General features: G+C 53.8%; 21 protein-coding genes. 4 read left to right on the top strand and 17 right to left on the bottom strand.

The window, feature by feature from the left end; genetic code table 11:
* Positions 1 to 93: 93 nt before the first annotated feature.
* The 17 genes from GBC03_05655 to GBC03_05575 form a co-directional block, all read right to left on the bottom strand.
* Positions 94 to 687, bottom strand: coding sequence for a tail fiber assembly protein (locus GBC03_05655; GenBank protein QFS69730.1), 594 nt, complete (start codon positions 685 to 687; stop codon positions 94 to 96).
* On the bottom strand, positions 687 to 1,694 hold the full coding sequence (locus GBC03_05650) for a phage tail protein (protein ID QFS69729.1): 1,008 nt from the start codon (positions 1,692 to 1,694) through the stop codon (positions 687 to 689). Before GBC03_05650 ends, GBC03_05655 begins: the two co-directional genes overlap by 1 nt.
* Positions 1,684 to 2,301, bottom strand: a complete 618-nt coding sequence (locus GBC03_05645) for a phage tail protein I (GenBank protein QFS69728.1) — start codon at positions 2,299 to 2,301, stop codon at positions 1,684 to 1,686. Before GBC03_05645 ends, GBC03_05650 begins: the two co-directional genes overlap by 11 nt.
* Positions 2,294 to 3,205 (bottom strand): baseplate assembly protein, encoded by a 912-nt coding sequence (locus GBC03_05640; protein ID QFS69727.1) that lies wholly within the window; start codon positions 3,203 to 3,205, stop codon positions 2,294 to 2,296. Before GBC03_05640 ends, GBC03_05645 begins: the two co-directional genes overlap by 8 nt.
* Positions 3,202 to 3,567 carry a baseplate assembly protein gene (locus GBC03_05635; GenBank protein QFS69726.1) on the bottom strand — a complete coding sequence of 122 codons (366 nt, stop codon included), beginning with the start codon at positions 3,565 to 3,567 and terminating at the stop codon, positions 3,202 to 3,204. Before GBC03_05635 ends, GBC03_05640 begins: the two co-directional genes overlap by 4 nt.
* Positions 3,564 to 4,199, bottom strand: coding sequence for a phage baseplate assembly protein V (locus GBC03_05630; GenBank protein ID QFS69725.1), 636 nt, complete (start codon positions 4,197 to 4,199; stop codon positions 3,564 to 3,566). The genes GBC03_05635 and GBC03_05630 overlap by 4 nt, the downstream gene beginning before the upstream one ends.
* Positions 4,200 to 4,379: 180 nt before the next feature.
* Positions 4,380 to 5,012, bottom strand: a complete 633-nt coding sequence (locus GBC03_05625) for a phage virion morphogenesis protein (protein QFS69724.1) — start codon at positions 5,010 to 5,012, stop codon at positions 4,380 to 4,382.
* Positions 5,013 to 5,480 (bottom strand): phage tail protein, encoded by a 468-nt coding sequence (locus GBC03_05620; GenBank protein QFS69723.1) that lies wholly within the window; start codon positions 5,478 to 5,480, stop codon positions 5,013 to 5,015.
* A gap of 2 nt (positions 5,481 to 5,482) precedes the next feature.
* Positions 5,483 to 6,019 (bottom strand): DUF2514 family protein, encoded by a 537-nt coding sequence (locus GBC03_05615; GenBank protein ID QFS69722.1) that lies wholly within the window; start codon positions 6,017 to 6,019, stop codon positions 5,483 to 5,485.
* Complete coding sequence (locus GBC03_05610; protein QFS69721.1) at positions 6,016 to 6,408, bottom strand: M15 family peptidase; 393 nt, start codon at positions 6,406 to 6,408, stop codon at positions 6,016 to 6,018. The genes GBC03_05615 and GBC03_05610 overlap by 4 nt, the downstream gene beginning before the upstream one ends.
* Positions 6,398 to 6,718, bottom strand: a complete 321-nt coding sequence (locus GBC03_05605; GenBank protein ID QFS69720.1) for a phage holin family protein — start codon at positions 6,716 to 6,718, stop codon at positions 6,398 to 6,400. Before GBC03_05605 ends, GBC03_05610 begins: the two co-directional genes overlap by 11 nt.
* Positions 6,702 to 7,091, bottom strand: coding sequence for a hypothetical protein (locus GBC03_05600; GenBank protein ID QFS69719.1), 390 nt, complete (start codon positions 7,089 to 7,091; stop codon positions 6,702 to 6,704). Before GBC03_05600 ends, GBC03_05605 begins: the two co-directional genes overlap by 17 nt.
* Positions 7,092 to 7,131: 40 nt before the next feature.
* Entirely contained in the window at positions 7,132 to 7,335 is a 204-nt protein-coding gene (locus GBC03_05595) for a phage tail protein (GenBank protein ID QFS69718.1), read from the bottom strand.
* The gene (locus tag GBC03_05590; GenBank protein ID QFS69717.1) at positions 7,335 to 7,823 is read right to left on the bottom strand and encodes a capsid assembly protein; all 489 of its coding nucleotides are present in this window, start codon (positions 7,821 to 7,823) and stop codon (positions 7,335 to 7,337) included. The genes GBC03_05595 and GBC03_05590 overlap by 1 nt, the downstream gene beginning before the upstream one ends.
* Positions 7,824 to 7,922: 99 nt before the next feature.
* Positions 7,923 to 8,768 (bottom strand): terminase, encoded by an 846-nt coding sequence (locus GBC03_05585; protein QFS69716.1) that lies wholly within the window; start codon positions 8,766 to 8,768, stop codon positions 7,923 to 7,925.
* A gap of 44 nt (positions 8,769 to 8,812) precedes the next feature.
* Positions 8,813 to 9,859, bottom strand: coding sequence for a phage major capsid protein, P2 family (locus GBC03_05580; protein QFS69715.1), 1,047 nt, complete (start codon positions 9,857 to 9,859; stop codon positions 8,813 to 8,815).
* 39 nt (positions 9,860 to 9,898) lie between these two features.
* Positions 9,899 to 10,738 (bottom strand): phage capsid protein, encoded by an 840-nt coding sequence (locus tag GBC03_05575; protein ID QFS69714.1) that lies wholly within the window; start codon positions 10,736 to 10,738, stop codon positions 9,899 to 9,901.
* A 146-nt stretch (positions 10,739 to 10,884) separates the two neighbouring features.
* Here GBC03_05575 and GBC03_05570 point away from each other — a divergent pair, with 146 nt between their 5' ends.
* The 4 genes from GBC03_05570 (at position 10,885) to GBC03_05555 (ending at position 15,611) form a co-directional block, all read left to right on the top strand.
* The gene (locus GBC03_05570; GenBank protein ID QFS69713.1) at positions 10,885 to 12,600 is read left to right on the top strand and encodes an oxidoreductase; all 1,716 of its coding nucleotides are present in this window, start codon (positions 10,885 to 10,887) and stop codon (positions 12,598 to 12,600) included.
* Positions 12,601 to 12,602: 2 nt separating this feature from the next.
* Positions 12,603 to 13,649 (top strand): phage portal protein, encoded by a 1,047-nt coding sequence (locus GBC03_05565; protein ID QFS69712.1) that lies wholly within the window; start codon positions 12,603 to 12,605, stop codon positions 13,647 to 13,649.
* Between the two features lie 468 nt (positions 13,650 to 14,117).
* The gene (locus GBC03_05560) at positions 14,118 to 15,131 is read left to right on the top strand and encodes a DNA-binding protein (GenBank protein ID QFS69711.1); all 1,014 of its coding nucleotides are present in this window, start codon (positions 14,118 to 14,120) and stop codon (positions 15,129 to 15,131) included.
* A gap of 21 nt (positions 15,132 to 15,152) precedes the next feature.
* Positions 15,153 to 15,611, top strand: coding sequence for a type II toxin-antitoxin system death-on-curing family toxin (locus tag GBC03_05555; GenBank protein QFS73922.1), 459 nt, complete (start codon positions 15,153 to 15,155; stop codon positions 15,609 to 15,611).
* Positions 15,612 to 15,623 lie beyond the last annotated feature (12 nt).

Raw genomic sequence — 15,623 nt, 5'->3', positions numbered from 1 at the left:
ACCGTTAAAAATTGGCTTTAGGTGACGGGTAACGTGATCCGCGCCAATAAAAAAGGCTGGTTAATCCAGCCTTTAAGACGAATCTCGGTAGTTTTATGGCTTGTCAGGCCATTCAATATCTGGCGCGGTTGACGTGTCTACAGCCTGCACCGCTTTGATGTAGTTTATCCAGGCTATCAGGCTGGCTTTATCTTCATCGCTGATGATGCCTAGCTGTAACTCAGTTTGCCAAAGGCTGATTGTTGCCTGAGCATCTGCCAGTAGGGCCGTTTTCTGCTGCTCTGCTGCCTCCACGTCTGCCGTGTGCTGCGCTTCCGTATCCGTCACCCATTTGCTGCCGTTCCACGAATCGTATGGTGTGGCAGGTGCCTGCGTGGTGGTATTTTCTGGGTAATCGCCCAGTGATGTGATGGCAACAGGCTCCCCCGTTTCCGTACTGAAAACATCTTCACCACGATGATCAATAATGTATTCCCATCCTGATAATTCTGCTGTCCGGCAAATGGCATAACCGGCCTTCTCTTCTGTTGGCGCGTCAGTGCATGAGTTGGCAGGCAGGCCAACACCTACCGCCAGATATTCTTCTGATGAAGAAATGTACTCATGAGTTTTGCTATCGTAATTAAATACGGTGATATCCCCCGCAACGGTAGCAACAAACTCACTGTTTAATTTTGCCTGCGTCATTATGCTGCCCTCACAATGTAGTTAAATGCGGTGCTTCTCGGTCTGACTTCTGCGGCATCAGGAATAATTCTGGTAGAGTCAAAAAAGATGCGTTCATCATGGCCTGACGCCCCTCCTCCAACTAATTTTGTGGTTCCCATATCGCCTTGAGTAAATGGCCCTGTTGGCGCTTCATCACCCTCAACATCATAGGTCTGAAAATAACCATAAATTTTAGGGATACCGTGCCCCTGCGTTGACAGTAAAGCCCTCCCACTATCAACACCACGCCCATCATCCCAGCCACGCAGAAACTCACCGCGAAGATCTGGCAAGCTGCCAGTAGGATAAATTACCGCCAGTTTCGGATACTTTGCTTTATCGAATGCCGCTCCGTTGCATTTTAGCCATCCTGTTGGCGGCGTTGCCGCAGGCCATGGGAGAGGAAAACCAGCGGGGATATATTTATCAATATCCGCCTCAAGCAGATATTGCTGATGCGGGTCACTGGCTGCAATATGCGCCGCCAGTTGCTGATCAACGTAGGCTTTAACCTGGATTATCTGGTCGTCAACATACTGCCGGGTTGCAAGTACCACAGATGGATCAATCTTAAGCGTTACCGCCTGAGTGCTACTGACGATCAGAATGACGCGAATTACCTGCACACGCCCGCTACCTTCCTGCAATAACGGTTTATAAGTTTCCGCACAGTTGGCAATGGCAATCAAATCGCCGTCGCTGTCATATAGCCCAATCTCACGGATCCACCACCCGCCCACGTCTTCCTGGATCACCTGCTCAGCAATAATCTGGTTGGTGTTTACCGGGTCAATGGTCAGCGTGTTGAGCGGCGCGCGGCGCAGCTCATGTACAAGCGCGGTCTGCGCAGGGTTTGGCGTCGGCAGTGCGCCGTTGCCATCCCCTACCGCCATCTGAGTAATTTCAACCTGTTCACCCAATGCCGTGGCGTTCGCCAGCTTCGCGGCCCCGACATTGGTTAGCAGGGCATAATATTTAGTTGCCACTTGGTGAGATCTCCACAGTATCAATCAAATGAATTGCACTACCCACATACTCCTCACCGCCAACTGAAATGGTTTCGGGGAAATAGGGGTACACGGTTAGCGTGTCGCCCAGATAGGCAGACGCACCAACATAAAGGGGGCCGGTAGTCTGTAAGTGCAGGCTCATGCCCAGCATGTGACGGCTACACGGTTTAACGTCAGCGATCAGCCGCTCAAGCTCCTGATAGGTTTCTTCGCTGATGCCTTCGTCTTCAACGCCGATATCCAGCGTAAACGTGCCTGGGTCGGTATCAATGTTCCACCACTCGTTAACCCGGATGAAGTACCCAAACGGCTCCACAACGCGGCGCATTGCTCCGGTGGTGCCTTTGTAGCGGTGCAGGTAAAACGCATCAGCTATCGCCTTACGCTTCGTTGTCTGGGGCCAGTTCTCATCCCATCTATCAACGGAGAAAGCCCACGCCAGATAGGGCAGCAGATCAACCGGGCAGGTATACGGATCCCAGAGCTGACGCAGCGGTACCCGCACTTCCCCCAGAGAGGCGCAAACACGGGCGGCGACACGCTCAAGGCGCGTTGAGCTGGGCGGCGTGAGGGTTTTACTCATCGTACCCCCCAACGGTTATGGTGTAGCCGGTACAGTGGGACGCCTGAGTATCATCAAGCACCATATCCGCCACCGGCTGGGCCAGCTCCACCCGCTGGACTCCTTCAACGTGCAGCGCGGCATAAATGGCAGACAGCCGGATATCACGCCCCAGGCGACGCTGATCGGCTATGTACGCCTGTAACTTCTGCTCAGATGCCTGGCGGATGGGTTCCGACTCCGGCCCCGGATAGATATACAGCGTGGCATCAATCTCATAAGGCACGATCTCCGCCGCCTGCACGGTCACGCGATCGGCAACCGGGCGCACCTCTTCGCCATTCAGCGCGCTGGCAACGATATCGATCAACTCCTGGCTGGCGGTACCGTCACCCTCGCGGGAAAGCACAGAGATGGTGACGCAGGCAGGCGTTGGGCTTACGGCAGATACATCAGCAACGCGCCCATCAGCAGACAGGCCGAAAAATTCATATGCCGCCGTTGGCCCGGCAACGCTCAGCCCTTCAAACGCCTGCGGAGTGCGGACGCGCAGATCGGCATCCGATTCCATCACCGCAGGCACAGGCGGTACAACGCTGTCATCTTCCGGCGTGATGGTCAGGCGCTCCACGTTGAAATTTGCCGCCAGCTGATCCAGATCACTGCCCACAGAGTACGCCACCATTACCGCGCGCGCTGCTTCGTTCACGCGCTGGCGTAGCAACAATTCGCGATAACAGTTTTCTTCCAGCAGCATGGTGATCGGCTCAGATTCCAGCGAGAGGGTGCGCCTGATAACGTCCTGCTCATCTTCCGGGTAAAGTGCGATAAACGCCTCTTTACGCTCATTGAACAGCGTTTCAAAGTCCAGCGGCTCCACCACCACCGGAGGCGGTAATTGTGAAAGATCGATTGTTCCGCTCATGCCTGCACCTGCCTGCCGATCGTTACGTCCGTGGTAAAGGGTGATTGGGTATCGGTACGGCTGGCCTTGATGGTGGCAATCATCTGCCCCGCCCCGGTTTCCGTCAGTACAATATTGGTCAGTGAGATACGCGGCTCCCAAAGGAAAAGCGCGCTGTATATCGCGGACATAATGCGAAGGCGCGTTACGGCATTGCCTGGCTGGTCAATCAGGTTATTGAGCTGCGAGCCGTAGGCACGGCGCATAACGCGAGAGCCAACCGGCGTTAACAAAATGTCATTGATGGACTGAGAAATATGCTCGTTATCGGTGAGCGTTTCGCCGGTTTCGGCGTTCATCCCGCGATATCTTGCACTGGTCATTGTGGGCCGTCCGTCTGGCTTCCGCCACGTTCTACGCCGCCATGTTTGTGGGTATGCACCACAACGCCATTTGATGTAAAGCTGCCGCCGCTATGCTCAACATTGCCGGTCATCTTGCCGCCCTGTTTCATCTCAAACGTGGAGCATGAGAGCTTTTTAGAGCAGATCACTTCTGGCGTATCAAGGGTGATTGAGGTTGTTGCGGTACAGGTCATTTTGGGGGCAGTCGCGGCGATAGAGTCAGACGCCTCTACGGTTGCGCTCTTAATACCAGTAGCAGCCAGTGCGCCGGTTTCCGGGTCATACAGAACCTTTGCCCCGTCAGGGTACAAAGTGACATTTGACGTTTCACCGTTATCCGGTGGCTTCACGCTATCGCTGTACAAGCTGCCCATGATGACGGCATTTTCCAGATCGCCGCATGGGGCAAAAAGTAACACCTGTTCGCCTGGCGTAGGTGCCCACCATGTAACAGCCGTTCCGGCGCGCAAAGCCGCCCAGCGAATCCAGTCCGTTGTATTCTCTCCCGTTGAGACTCGCGCAACTGGCGGCTCAGCAGCAAGATCAACATCCGTCACCGTACCAATACGGACAAGGTTACAGATCAGGCGATAGAGTTCATTCAGGTTCATAAGCTGGCTTGCGTTATTAAATTTACAGCCAGTTTCATGATCCACGCGCGCGCAAGCAACGCGCTGGCGTTGTCAGGGGTTGGTAACAATGGAGGGTGGTACCGGCAGACACTGCCAGTTATGACAGTGGCGGGAAAAAGCATCGAGCACTGTCACTTTTAACAGTACTGCAGAAATGGGTCAGGGTTGCAGAAAACTGACGATAGTATCCGCCAGCCAGTCAAGATCGCTTTCCGTAAAGCCCAGCAATTCACGCGCCGGGTAACGGGTACGGGCACCCGGTGCCACGGTATCAACCTCACCATACTGGTGAACACTGGCGATCTCGGCGGTATGCCCGGAGTAACCCACCACGGCGGCGCTGGCGGTACCGTATGCCTTGAGAAAGCGAGCGGTGCGCAGGCGGCGGAACATCTTTTCTTTACGGGTGGTGGTGCGCTTGGTCTGGTTGAGATGGATTTCAATATAGCGCTCAATATCGCGCTTATAGAACGTGCGCAATGCCCCTTTCTCGACATCATAGCCGGTGATGGCGCGCTGTTCGCCGCGCCCGGTAGTGCGCCAGTTGCTCAGCTCGCGCACTTCATCTTTCCACAGGAATTTAACCCCGCCCTGAGTGCGCAAAATCTTACGGCGGCGCGGCGTATAGCTCTCTCCGCTGGGGTTTTTCTGGCTGTTGATACGCTGCTGCTGGCGCTTGCGCAGACCAATAGCCACCTCGCGCGTTAGCTTGCGACGCTGGCCCGGTGCGAGCTGCGCCGCCACGGTTGCCAGATAATCATCAAGGGCATGGAACAGCGGATCAGCGTTCATTTAGTCCGTCCATGTTTCGCCGCTTACCATATCCTCAAAGACCAGTGACCAGGCACCCAGCTCCGGCCCCGGCATAGGATCAGCGCGGTGATGTATGACCGGCTTACCCTCTTCAACTTTGACAACAACCGCCTCACTGGCCTGAATTTTGATAAGCACATCCATGGTGGAATTGCTCAGGATATCCGCTTCAAAGGTGATGCCATCGCGGGCACGGTCAGGGTTGAATAGCAGCTCAGGCTGATACAGGCGCGCCCATGCCAGAATTGGCAGGCTGAGGGTATCCAGTGGCTCAGGGTAATCCATCGCCAGCACCTCAATGGTGTACTCGTATTCAAACGAGGCAGAGCGCTGCCCGGTGCTGACCATGCGCCCCTTCTGGACGTACACCGCCAGATTGTCAGGGTTGTCACGCAACCACGGCACCGCCTGGCTGATATGTTTGCGAAGCAGATCGGGTTTTAACATCGCTATTTCTCCACCGCGCTGGCTCCTGTCAGCGCATCATAAGCGGCTTCACAGGTCAGCCCTCTAATCCTTGCCTGATCAGCAATTGCCGCCAACTCTCCCGCTCGCTGGTCAGCGCGGCGGAACAGCTCGGCAAGCAGTTCGCTGCCGGTGGTGCCTGCCTGGCCTCCGCTGGCAGTTGCGGCACGGCGGGCGCGTTCACTTGCTGCCAATCTCGCGGCGAGTTTTGCGGCTTCGTCATGCAGCCCGTCAGAAACAGCGCGGGCATGGTCAGCATCAGCAACGGCCTGAGCAATCTGCCCCTCAGCCCTTCTCTCAATCGCATCTATTTCACCTTGTCGGCGCTGCTCTTCGGCTCTGGCTTCTGCCTGCCGCTTTGCCAGCGCGGTAGCGTCGTCGGCATCCCGCTGTTTCCATTTCAGTGCCCATGCCGTATTCGCCTGGTGGGCACCAAACCATGAACCAGAAAGGAAGGCACCACCCAGAATTAACGCAGCCAGAAGGCCGCGCCAGTATCGCCTGAGCCATGCCAGAATCATGCAGGGTACGCCGCATAAGGAAGCTGGAAGTGCAGGCCATCTTTCAGCGTCTTCCAGTCGCCGCCCCACTCAATGGGGATATTTAGCTCTTTTCCCGCCTGTTTGAAGGCTTCGGAAATCTGCTGGTAAAATTTCCAGTCCCATGAGCCTGCCGGGGTTGGGTACGCAAACACATCAACCGCATGGCCTGAAAGGTGCCTGCTGTTCATCGTCTGGCTTTTCCCTTCCGCAACAAGCTGTTTTTGCCGCTCTACAGAGCGCAGCCCTTCGGTGATACCAAAATCAACAGCGGAAAGTTGAAGGGCGCGGCGGACAACTTTCACAAGGTCAGCGTTAACACCTTTCAGGTTATTTTCACTTCGCTGGCTGAAATTAAAGTTATTTGCCATTACGGGCACCTCGTTTGCTTATGTTCATTGCGTCCGACCGGTTAACGATCTTCATAACGTTGCCTTTAGCCGATAGAACAGCCACACAGAGCGCCATATTGATCGCCGTCTCTGCAAAGTTTGCGGTTGAATACCTTCCGGTAACGATCAGGATGGTGACGGAACCACATGCAACAATGAGCACCCAGGCAAACAAAGCAGCCAGACGCTTATGAGTCGCCCCATTACGCTGATAAGTACCCAAAGTCACCGCGATCACTGCGCATGTAATTGCATTCACGATAAGCAGAAGTTCATTTAGCGTTACCATCGCCACCCCCCGAAAATAAACGCCCTGGGTTTATTTTTCTGAGCATGAGAAGCACATAAACTCCCAGTGCGGCGGCGACGGTTGCACCAATAGACTTACCCACCGTAATGCCGTCAGGGAGATATTTACCGATCGCCAACGTGATAAGCCCCGTTGTCATATCTGCCGCGAGTACGCCAATCAAAAAAGAGGCTATGAAATACCCAACTTGAGCAAACCGGCTTAACTCCGCAGCGGAAAGTACATAAACCACAGCCCCGGCAAAAGCCCCGACAAATACGCCCGCGTCAGTGCCTGATAGCATGCTGGCGAATGTGACGCCCGTAATAGTCACCGTTGCAGCGGCAGCGCCAGAAATTGGTTCACCGACCATACTTACACCCCGCTTAATCCTTTGAATTTTTCATATGTAATTAATCCCATAGCTGCACGGTTTCCCGCTGGGTTGGTGGTGGTAATTCGGGAAGATAAACAACCTGCCCGGCGCTCAGCAGCGGGCCGCTGTCGCACAGTCCCGGATTGGCTTCATGCACGGCTTCGGTTACTCCCGCCGTCCTGCCGTAATACCGCCAGCAAAGTTCATCAACGGTGTCATCCTGCTGCGCCTGTACGTTCATCAGCACAGCTCCGCAAGGCCGCGATCTTCATTCTGGATATCGCGAATCGACCAGCGAACATCACGCCAGAGCGTATCTATCTGGGTGCTGAGCGCCTGCGCGTGGTCATCCCCTTTACTGGTGGTATCAATATCGCGATATCCCTCTATCAACAGGGCTTTGGTCAGTGACCAGACGGCGTTTTTATAGCGCCAGACCTTCACCGATTCGCCATTCACCGGATCAGCGGGAATCTCAGCCAGAGTCTGATAACCAGCATCAACCTGAACCTGACGCCACAGAAGAAGCTGATCGTTAACGTGGGCCACGGCCTCAATGGTGCGGGACATAAGACGATCGGTTGTTACCTGCCCGTCAAGGCGCATCGCGCGGCGCAGGTCAGCCAGCACAATCACAGGCCAGAAAGGCAGGCTCTCAACTTTTGCGCCGCCATCGTCCGGCGCGGGATCTGATGGCGGTCTTACCGGTTCAGTGGCGACCAGGCTCATACAGGTATCTCCATAAGGCAGGCGGTGGACGGCGTGACGCAGTAGAGGCCGGGCCTTATTGCGTCACACCGTGCCGCCTGGTGCGCGGGGGCACATTCGTTATGACTTCGCGGCTTTGCGCGTCGCCCTGTTCTTTGCTGCCGGTTTTGCCTGGCTGTTTTTCGGCTTTTTGGCTGCGGTAGTGCGCGGCGCTTTCTCCGGCGCAGCTTTCGCGGCCTCTGGCTGCGCTTCCGGCTGTACCGGTGGCGCATCGCCCTCGCCTTCTCCGCCGCTGGCTGCGGTCAGCTTTTTGATATTGCGATCCAGCAGTTCGATATCACGCGCCACGCCAATTTTTGCGTTGAGCCTGATAGCTTCCTGCAAATGCGAGCGGGCAAGCTGCTGGGATTCAACATCCTGATTAAGGCGCACGGTGTACCCCATGGCCTTAAACAACTTAGCCCTTACCTGATCGGGCATATCTTCATGGGTGGTGATGCCGTTCAGTGCGTTGAGGTTGTCAATGCTCACGCTTGCCTTTGCCGGGTTCGCTTTGAAGGCGGCAAGGATGGGATCACAAATTTCTTCAACCAGTACCGTGGCGGTGGTGCGCTTGTACTGGTCAGGCATCGGGATTTTATGGCGCAGCACGTACTGGCCTATCCGTAGCGCCTGCGCAATATCACCGGCATCCGCTGCCCAGATCATTACAGTGGTGATCACTTCATCCGCCTGGCCCGTATCCGCTGCCAGTACGCCATCAATCCATGGCTGGTAATCCGGCAGGCGCTCGCTTTTCAGCTTCGCCTTACCGGCATTCGACTGGATGCGGCTGAGGTCGGCTTTATCCATGCGCAGGCGAAAAAGTATCTGCTCGTATGCAGTTCTTTCGGCGGTGGTTGTACCGCGATTACTGCGGCGCTCAGCCATCACCCGATCAAAATGTTTTTGTGCTGGTGTTAACATTTATGCCCCCTGAGCAGGCCAGCGCACTGCTGGCCTGCGGCGTCTTATGGTGCTGGTGCTGGCTCGGCGGCGGTGATGCCCTCGATCAGACAGCCATAGCCGTAGTCTTCAATGACGTAGGCATCATTCGAAGAGCTGTACGTTGAGACGCGGTTATACTCCGGCTCTTCAACGATGCGGCGACGGTGCCCGCCTTCCTGCCAGTAGATGGACAGGTTTTCCCAGGAGGTAATGAACATGCTGCCATCAGGGAAGAATGGCGCGATAAATGACGGCAGGTTGCCGATCGTTTTGCGCGATGCAATCAACTGCCCGGCAAGTGCTTCGGAGTTAGGGTTATTGGTGCTTACAGCGTTGATGATCGGGAAGGAGCGGTTAACCGTCAGATTACGCCCGGTAATCACCACCAGATCAGGCGAATCCTTGTACCACTCATCCATAAGCGAGTTGACCGCATCAAATACGATGGAGTCATAGTTACCGTAATCACCTTTGGCGATCACCTGGTTGGTGTCGTCACGGCTGGTCACAGTGACATCCTTCATCACACGCTGGGCCGCGTTAGTGCGGTACTGCTGGAGCCAGCCGATACCACAATCCTGTAACAGCGGGTTGGCGGCGCGGTCTGATTTCTCCGCGTAGCTGGTACCGTTGAAGCCGATCATGATGCGATCGAGCGCAATACGCTTGATGATCTGATTGCTGAGGCGCTGCTGAAAGTCCGGGAATTTTGCCCAAGCATCAAGTTGCGTGTACGGCGTAAAGGTATCGGCGTTCACCTTGTTACAGGTGTACTTATTCGAATCCAGCGCCGCCACAGAGGTAGGCTGACGGCGATCCGTGGTGGAATTGTTGGTACTGGATACCGGGCCACTCACACCCAGGCCAATTTTTTCACCGGTCTGATCGTTAACGCCGTAAATGTTAATTTTTTTCAGCATCTCAGACGACTGCTGGATCTTATCCTCAAGCGTCTGCTCAACGCTCGGATCAATGCTGTACGCCTTGGTGACGTGGGCAGCGCTGATATGGTTGAGTTCAGCCTGTCGCTGAATGTACTTATCAAACAAATCGCGGGTTGTATTACGCATCTTATTTTTCCTTTCCTGAGCCTGACGCACTGAGCCTTATCAGCAATCAGCCAGATGTTGAGTTGATTGACCATCGCCGCCAGTGGCAGGCGGGCGCTGGTTGTACTGCTCGGCGTCCTGGCCTTTCAGTTTCTCTTCCAGCGCTTTGAAGTCCTTACGCAGGCTTTCCAGCTCGGTGGCGTCAGCCTTACCTTTCACCGCAGCAGAAAGCTGGGTTGTACTGTCCAGCAGCTTGCCCTGGCTCTCGGCAATCGCCTCGATAGCCTCACGGTTTTCACCGTTCTGCTGGTTAAACTGCTGCTGCGTACCGCCCAACAGCGCCTTAATACGGGCAAAGAAGTTTTTGCCTTCGTCCTGCGGCGGCTGCTCATCTTCAAATTCCATCGTGGATTCAACGGAGGCGGTGAAGAAACAAGCCTGATCGTGCTTGCGTGAGGCCAGCGGGTTAACGGTGCTTTTGGCACAAAACTCCATCATTTCCGTGCCCAGACTGGCAGGGCTATCAGTACAGGCCAGCCCCATCAAATAGGCTTCGCCGGTATCAGCAAATGAGGGATGCACTTCAATGCTGTGATAAATCTTCTGACGGCTCTTTTTGAGGGCAACCAGATCATCAGTGGCATCAACCTGCACATACAGCCCCAACTTGCCTTTTAACGGCTCTTCGGTGACTTCCTCAGCCTTGACGGCAATAACATCGCCATAAGCACGGAAATCACTGTTTGGTGAAGCGCTGCGCCAGTGCTCCAGATTGACGCGAGCACCGTATAACGCTGGGTTGAAGCGTTTAGCCATCTGTTCGATGTGCTGGCGCTCCAGCGTCCGACCATCGCAGGTGGCACCCTCAACAGCGACGCGGAAAAATTTAGACTTTGGCATGTCGAAATCCCGAATGAGTGAATGATATTAACCAGTGCCTCTATCATTCCCGCCCCAGCCGGATCGCGCAAAGCGTTGCCGTTGTTGCCGTTTTCCGACAATGACAACCCGAAGCGACGCGCGCGCGGGCGCGGTACTCTGCCACCATGAAACAGACTTCCCACGATGAGCCACGGATTGCCGCTAAGGTCATGTACTGGCAGGCATACAGCATCACGCAGATCGCCAAATCGATCGGCGTGAGTACCAACACCCTGTATTCATGGCGTCGCCGCGATAAGTGGGACGAGTCCACAGCGCTGGAGCGCGTACAGGATCGGATGCAGGTGCGGCTGTTACGTCTGACGGAAAAGCCAGACCTGACGGCGCATGACTTCAAAACCATTGACCTGTTAACCCGTCAACTGGTGAGGATGGAGCGCGAAGAGCGCCGCAGCGAAGAGAAAGGCCGCGAGAAAAAGCCGAAAAACCACTTTACGGAAGAGCAGATCGGGGATCTGCGCGCTCTGGTGCTGGATTCGCTCTACGAGCATCAAAAACGCTGGTACAAGCAGCGCGAACGCCGCAACCGCTTTATCCTCAAATCGCGCCAGATTGGTGCCACCTGGTACTTTGCCCGCGAAGCACTGTTACGGGCGCTGGAAACTGGCAACAACCAGATCTTTCTGTCAGCCAGCCGCGCCCAGGCGTTCCAGTTCAAGAAGTTCATCCAACTACTGGCGGCACAGGTTGGCGTTGAGCTGAAAGGCGGCGACGCCATCACCCTAAGCAACGGCGCAACGTTCTACTTTCTCGGCACCTCAGCAGCGACGGCACAGAGCTACACCGGCGATCTGTATCTTGATGAAGCATTCTGGATCAACAATTTCCTTGAGCTGCGTAAAGTCGCCGCAGGCATGGCAACCCATGAAGGGCTGCGCCGTACCTACTTTTCCACGCCATCCACGGAGGAACATGAGGCCTATGCCTTCTGGACTGGCGACCTGTTCAACAAGGCAAGGCCCAGAGGTGAACGGGTAGAAATAGACGTCAGCCACAAGGCGCTGAAAAACGGCAAGCTGGGTGGTGATGGGATCTGGCGGCAGATTGTCACCATTGAAGACGCGGTAAAACTCGGCTTCAACCTGGTGAAAATTGAAACCATCAAGATGGAGAACTCCCCGGAAGAATACGACAACCTCTATCGTTGCCGTTTCGTGACTGCTGGAGAGCGCGCTTTTAACTACAACGCCATGATCGGCTGCTGCGTTGACGGCTTTAACGATGATGTATGGCCCGACTGGAACCCATTCGCACCCAGACCGATAGGCGATCGCGGTGTTTGGGTTGGCTATGACCCCAATGGGGGAAGCGGTAACGGTGACTCTGCCGGGCTGGTCGTCATCGTTCCGCCAGCGGTACCGGGCGGCAAGTTCCGCATCATTGAACGCATCCAGCTTCGTGGGATGGAGTTTGAGGAGCAGGCAAAGGCCATTCAGGGACTGACAGAGCGTTACAACGTCCAGCACATCGCGATTGATGCCACCGGGATTGGCGATGCTGTCTGGCAACTGGTGATCAAGTTCTTCCCGCTGGCGGTGAAATACCAGTATTCCGCCCCGCTCAAGCGCGCCATGGTGCTGAAAGCGCTCATGCTAATCCGTGCCGGTCGTCTGGAAATGGATGCGGGAATGCTGGATCTCGTCCAGTCATTTATGACGGTTCGCAAGGTGCAGAAAGGCGGGGTAATGACCTACGTTTCCGACCGCAAACGCGGCAGCAATCACGGCGATCTTGCCTGGGCATCTATGACAGCCTTGTATAACGAGCCGATCGGCAGCGAAAGCGGCGGCGGTAATGATAGTTTTGTAGAGGAGTTTTAAACGTGAGCCGCAAAAAGCAAAAGTTTCAGGCCAAACCGCAGCAGCCAGCCAGCGACGAAACCGCAGGCATTGAGTCATTCAGCTTTGGCGACCCGGTAGCCATCACCGATCGCAGTATGTTGCTGGATTGCATGGAGTGTGCTGATAACGGCGTATATTTTGAACCCCCGATCAGCCCCTACGGCATTGCCCGAATGTTTGATTCAACGGCCTATCATCAGTCTCCGCTGGTCTTTAAGCGTAATGTGATCACATCCTGCTACATCCCTCACCCACTGCTGAGCAGGCAGGAAATGAGCGCTTGGGTGCTGGATTATCTGGTATTCGGCAACAACTACATGGAGGTGCGCCGTAACATGCTGGGTGAGCCTATTGCGTTAAAACATGCCCAGGCCAAATATACCCGGCGCGGCAGCGACCTGAAAAAGGATCAATACTGGTTTATCACCCGCCGCGATGCGGACTACCCATTCAAGCCGGGCAGCATCTGCCAGATAAAAAACCCCAGCATCCACCAGGAGATCTACGGTGCACCTGAATACATGGCCTCGTTACAAAGCGCCATGCTCAACAGTGAAGCGACCATGTTCCGCCGTAACTACTACATCAACGGCAGTCACGCCGGGGTAATCGTCTACCTGACCGACCCGATCGCCAACAACAAAGACGTTGAGAGCCTGAAAAAGTCATTGAAGGATGCGCGCGGCGGTGGCGCTTTTAAAAACCTGTTCGTATACGCAGCAGGCGGAAAGAAAGACGGCTTGCAAATCCTGCCATTCAGCCAGATAGCGGCAAAGGATGAGTTTACCGGCATCAAGGATGCAACGCGGGATGATATGCTTGCCGCGCATCGCGTCCCGCCTCAACTGATGGGGGTGATGCCAGGCAACGCCGGGGGGTTTGGCGACGTTGAGAAAGCCGCCCGCGTCTTCTCCATCAACGAGCTGACGCCGATACAGGAAAGCCTGAAAGAGCTGAATGACTGGCTGGGCATTGAGGTGATCCGCTTCAACCCTTACGCCCTCGCAGCCCCATCAACATCCGCCTGACCATTCAAAAAGATTGACGCTTCACCCTGCCAGAGGGTGAGCACAGCCCGCCCAAAAGCCAAACGCCATAGAAGCCCCTCAGCGCCACGCTGGCAGGGGCTTTTCTTTTCCATCCCCTCACCCGACCACAACGCAACCGCATCAAAACAGAGCCGCACAAACGCGAAAAAGGGCATTAACAGGCATACCCTCCCTACCCCCTCAGCGCGCGATGGTTCCCCCGCCTCGCCCGCACGCAGAAACCCCGCTTTTTTGTGCAAATGTGCAGACCACCGGAAGGCCCGCCCCGTCTGGTCTGCTCCTGAAAAATAACCACCATAAAATTTGTGCAGTTTTGCGCGGAATTTTGCAGCATTTTTTTCCTTCTGGATTTCAAAAAAATGCAGCCCCTTTCCAACACTCCCGCACTAACCGGCCTTAGCAATCAATGCTATCTTACTCGCATCGTATCCCTATCGAGGAAAAGGTATGGCTAAGGATCTGACAACCTCCGCTCACGACAGACAAAACATTCTCAATAATTCGTATGCACTCAAGCACGCCGAAAAGCATCTTGCTTTGGGCGGGATCGAATTTGATGGCGAGATAGTGTTTACCAAAAATCAATTGGTTGAGATTTTTGATGTTAGCGACGCAACGATAGAAAGGTACCTAACCAGCAACATTGATGAATTAAAGAACAACGGATACATCATTCTAAAAGGGAAAATTTTAAAGGAATTCAAAGAGGTGGCAGATGGTACCCTCATGAATGAGGGTACCAAAACGTCTGTTCTTGGAGTGTTTAAATTTCGAGCCGTATTAAACCTTGCCATGTTGCTTGTTGAAAGTGAGCAAGCGAGGATCATTCGAACACGTTTACTTGATATCGTTATCGACACACTGGCAGAACGCGCTGGCGGACATACAAAATTTATCAACCAAAGAGATGAAGATTATTTTGTTGCAGCATTCAAGGAAGAAAGCTATCGGAAACAGTTCACCGATGCTCTTAATGATTATGTAGATGCCAATGGTTGGAAGTTTGGAAAACTCACCAATGCGATTTATCAGAGCATTTTCCATGAGAATGCAAATGAGTACCGCAAGGTGCTGAAACTACATCAAAACGATAAAATTCGTGACACGATGTATTCTGAGGTTCTCACCTTAATTGCTAGTTTCGAAGCTGGCCTCGCTCACGAGATAAAACAAAAAGCCACCCACCTGGGCAGAAAACTCACATATAAAGAAGCAGAATCCATCTTATCAACAATGGAAAAGCATCCCTTATACGAGCCAATGCTGGTTGATGTTCGCACCAAAATGGCGAGCAGGGATCTATGCTTCCGTGATGCCTTGCATGAAAAACTTGAGGCTTATGTCCGATCGGTACCAGAAGGCGACTTTGAGAGATTCTTAGGCGAGAAAAGCAAGTCACTCGAAGAGAGACTCAATGACCCTGAAACTCTTGAAGTGTTTAAACGCTTAAAAGATCGCTAAGAGGGTGCTGCCATGGATGAGATTCAGTTTAATTACTTTGATATTGAGCACGCCATAGCAGTACATGATCACATCATTGAACGCTCTGGCGGTTTACAAGGCATTCGCGATCGAGGAGTACTGGAGAGTGTCCTCGATCATATCCAAAATGATTGGTACTACCCAAGCTTTGAGTCAAAGCTCACACATTTGTTTTTTTCAGTGAACAAACTTCACGCTTTTACTGATGGCAATAAAAGATCCGGAATATTTCTCTCCGCATTCTTCCTTGAAATCAATGGGTTTGAGCATTGTGTAAAGCTCTTTGTCCAAGAAATGGAGAACATTGCTGTTTGGGTTGCGGATGGCGCTGTCAGCAAGGATTTACTACAACAGATTATTCATGATTTGGTTCTATGTGAGGAATTATTAGAAAGCACTAAGCTGGAACTGGCAATGGCGATAATGGATCATCAAAATAACATTCATGAAGGCGATTAAGATATTTTGCGC

It is taken from the genome of Citrobacter telavivensis, from assembly GCA_009363175.1.
Lineage (GTDB): Bacteria > Pseudomonadota > Gammaproteobacteria > Enterobacterales > Enterobacteriaceae > Citrobacter_A > Citrobacter_A telavivensis.
Note: the sequence above shows the minus strand (reverse complement) of the source record. Positions and strands in the feature narration are given on the sequence as shown.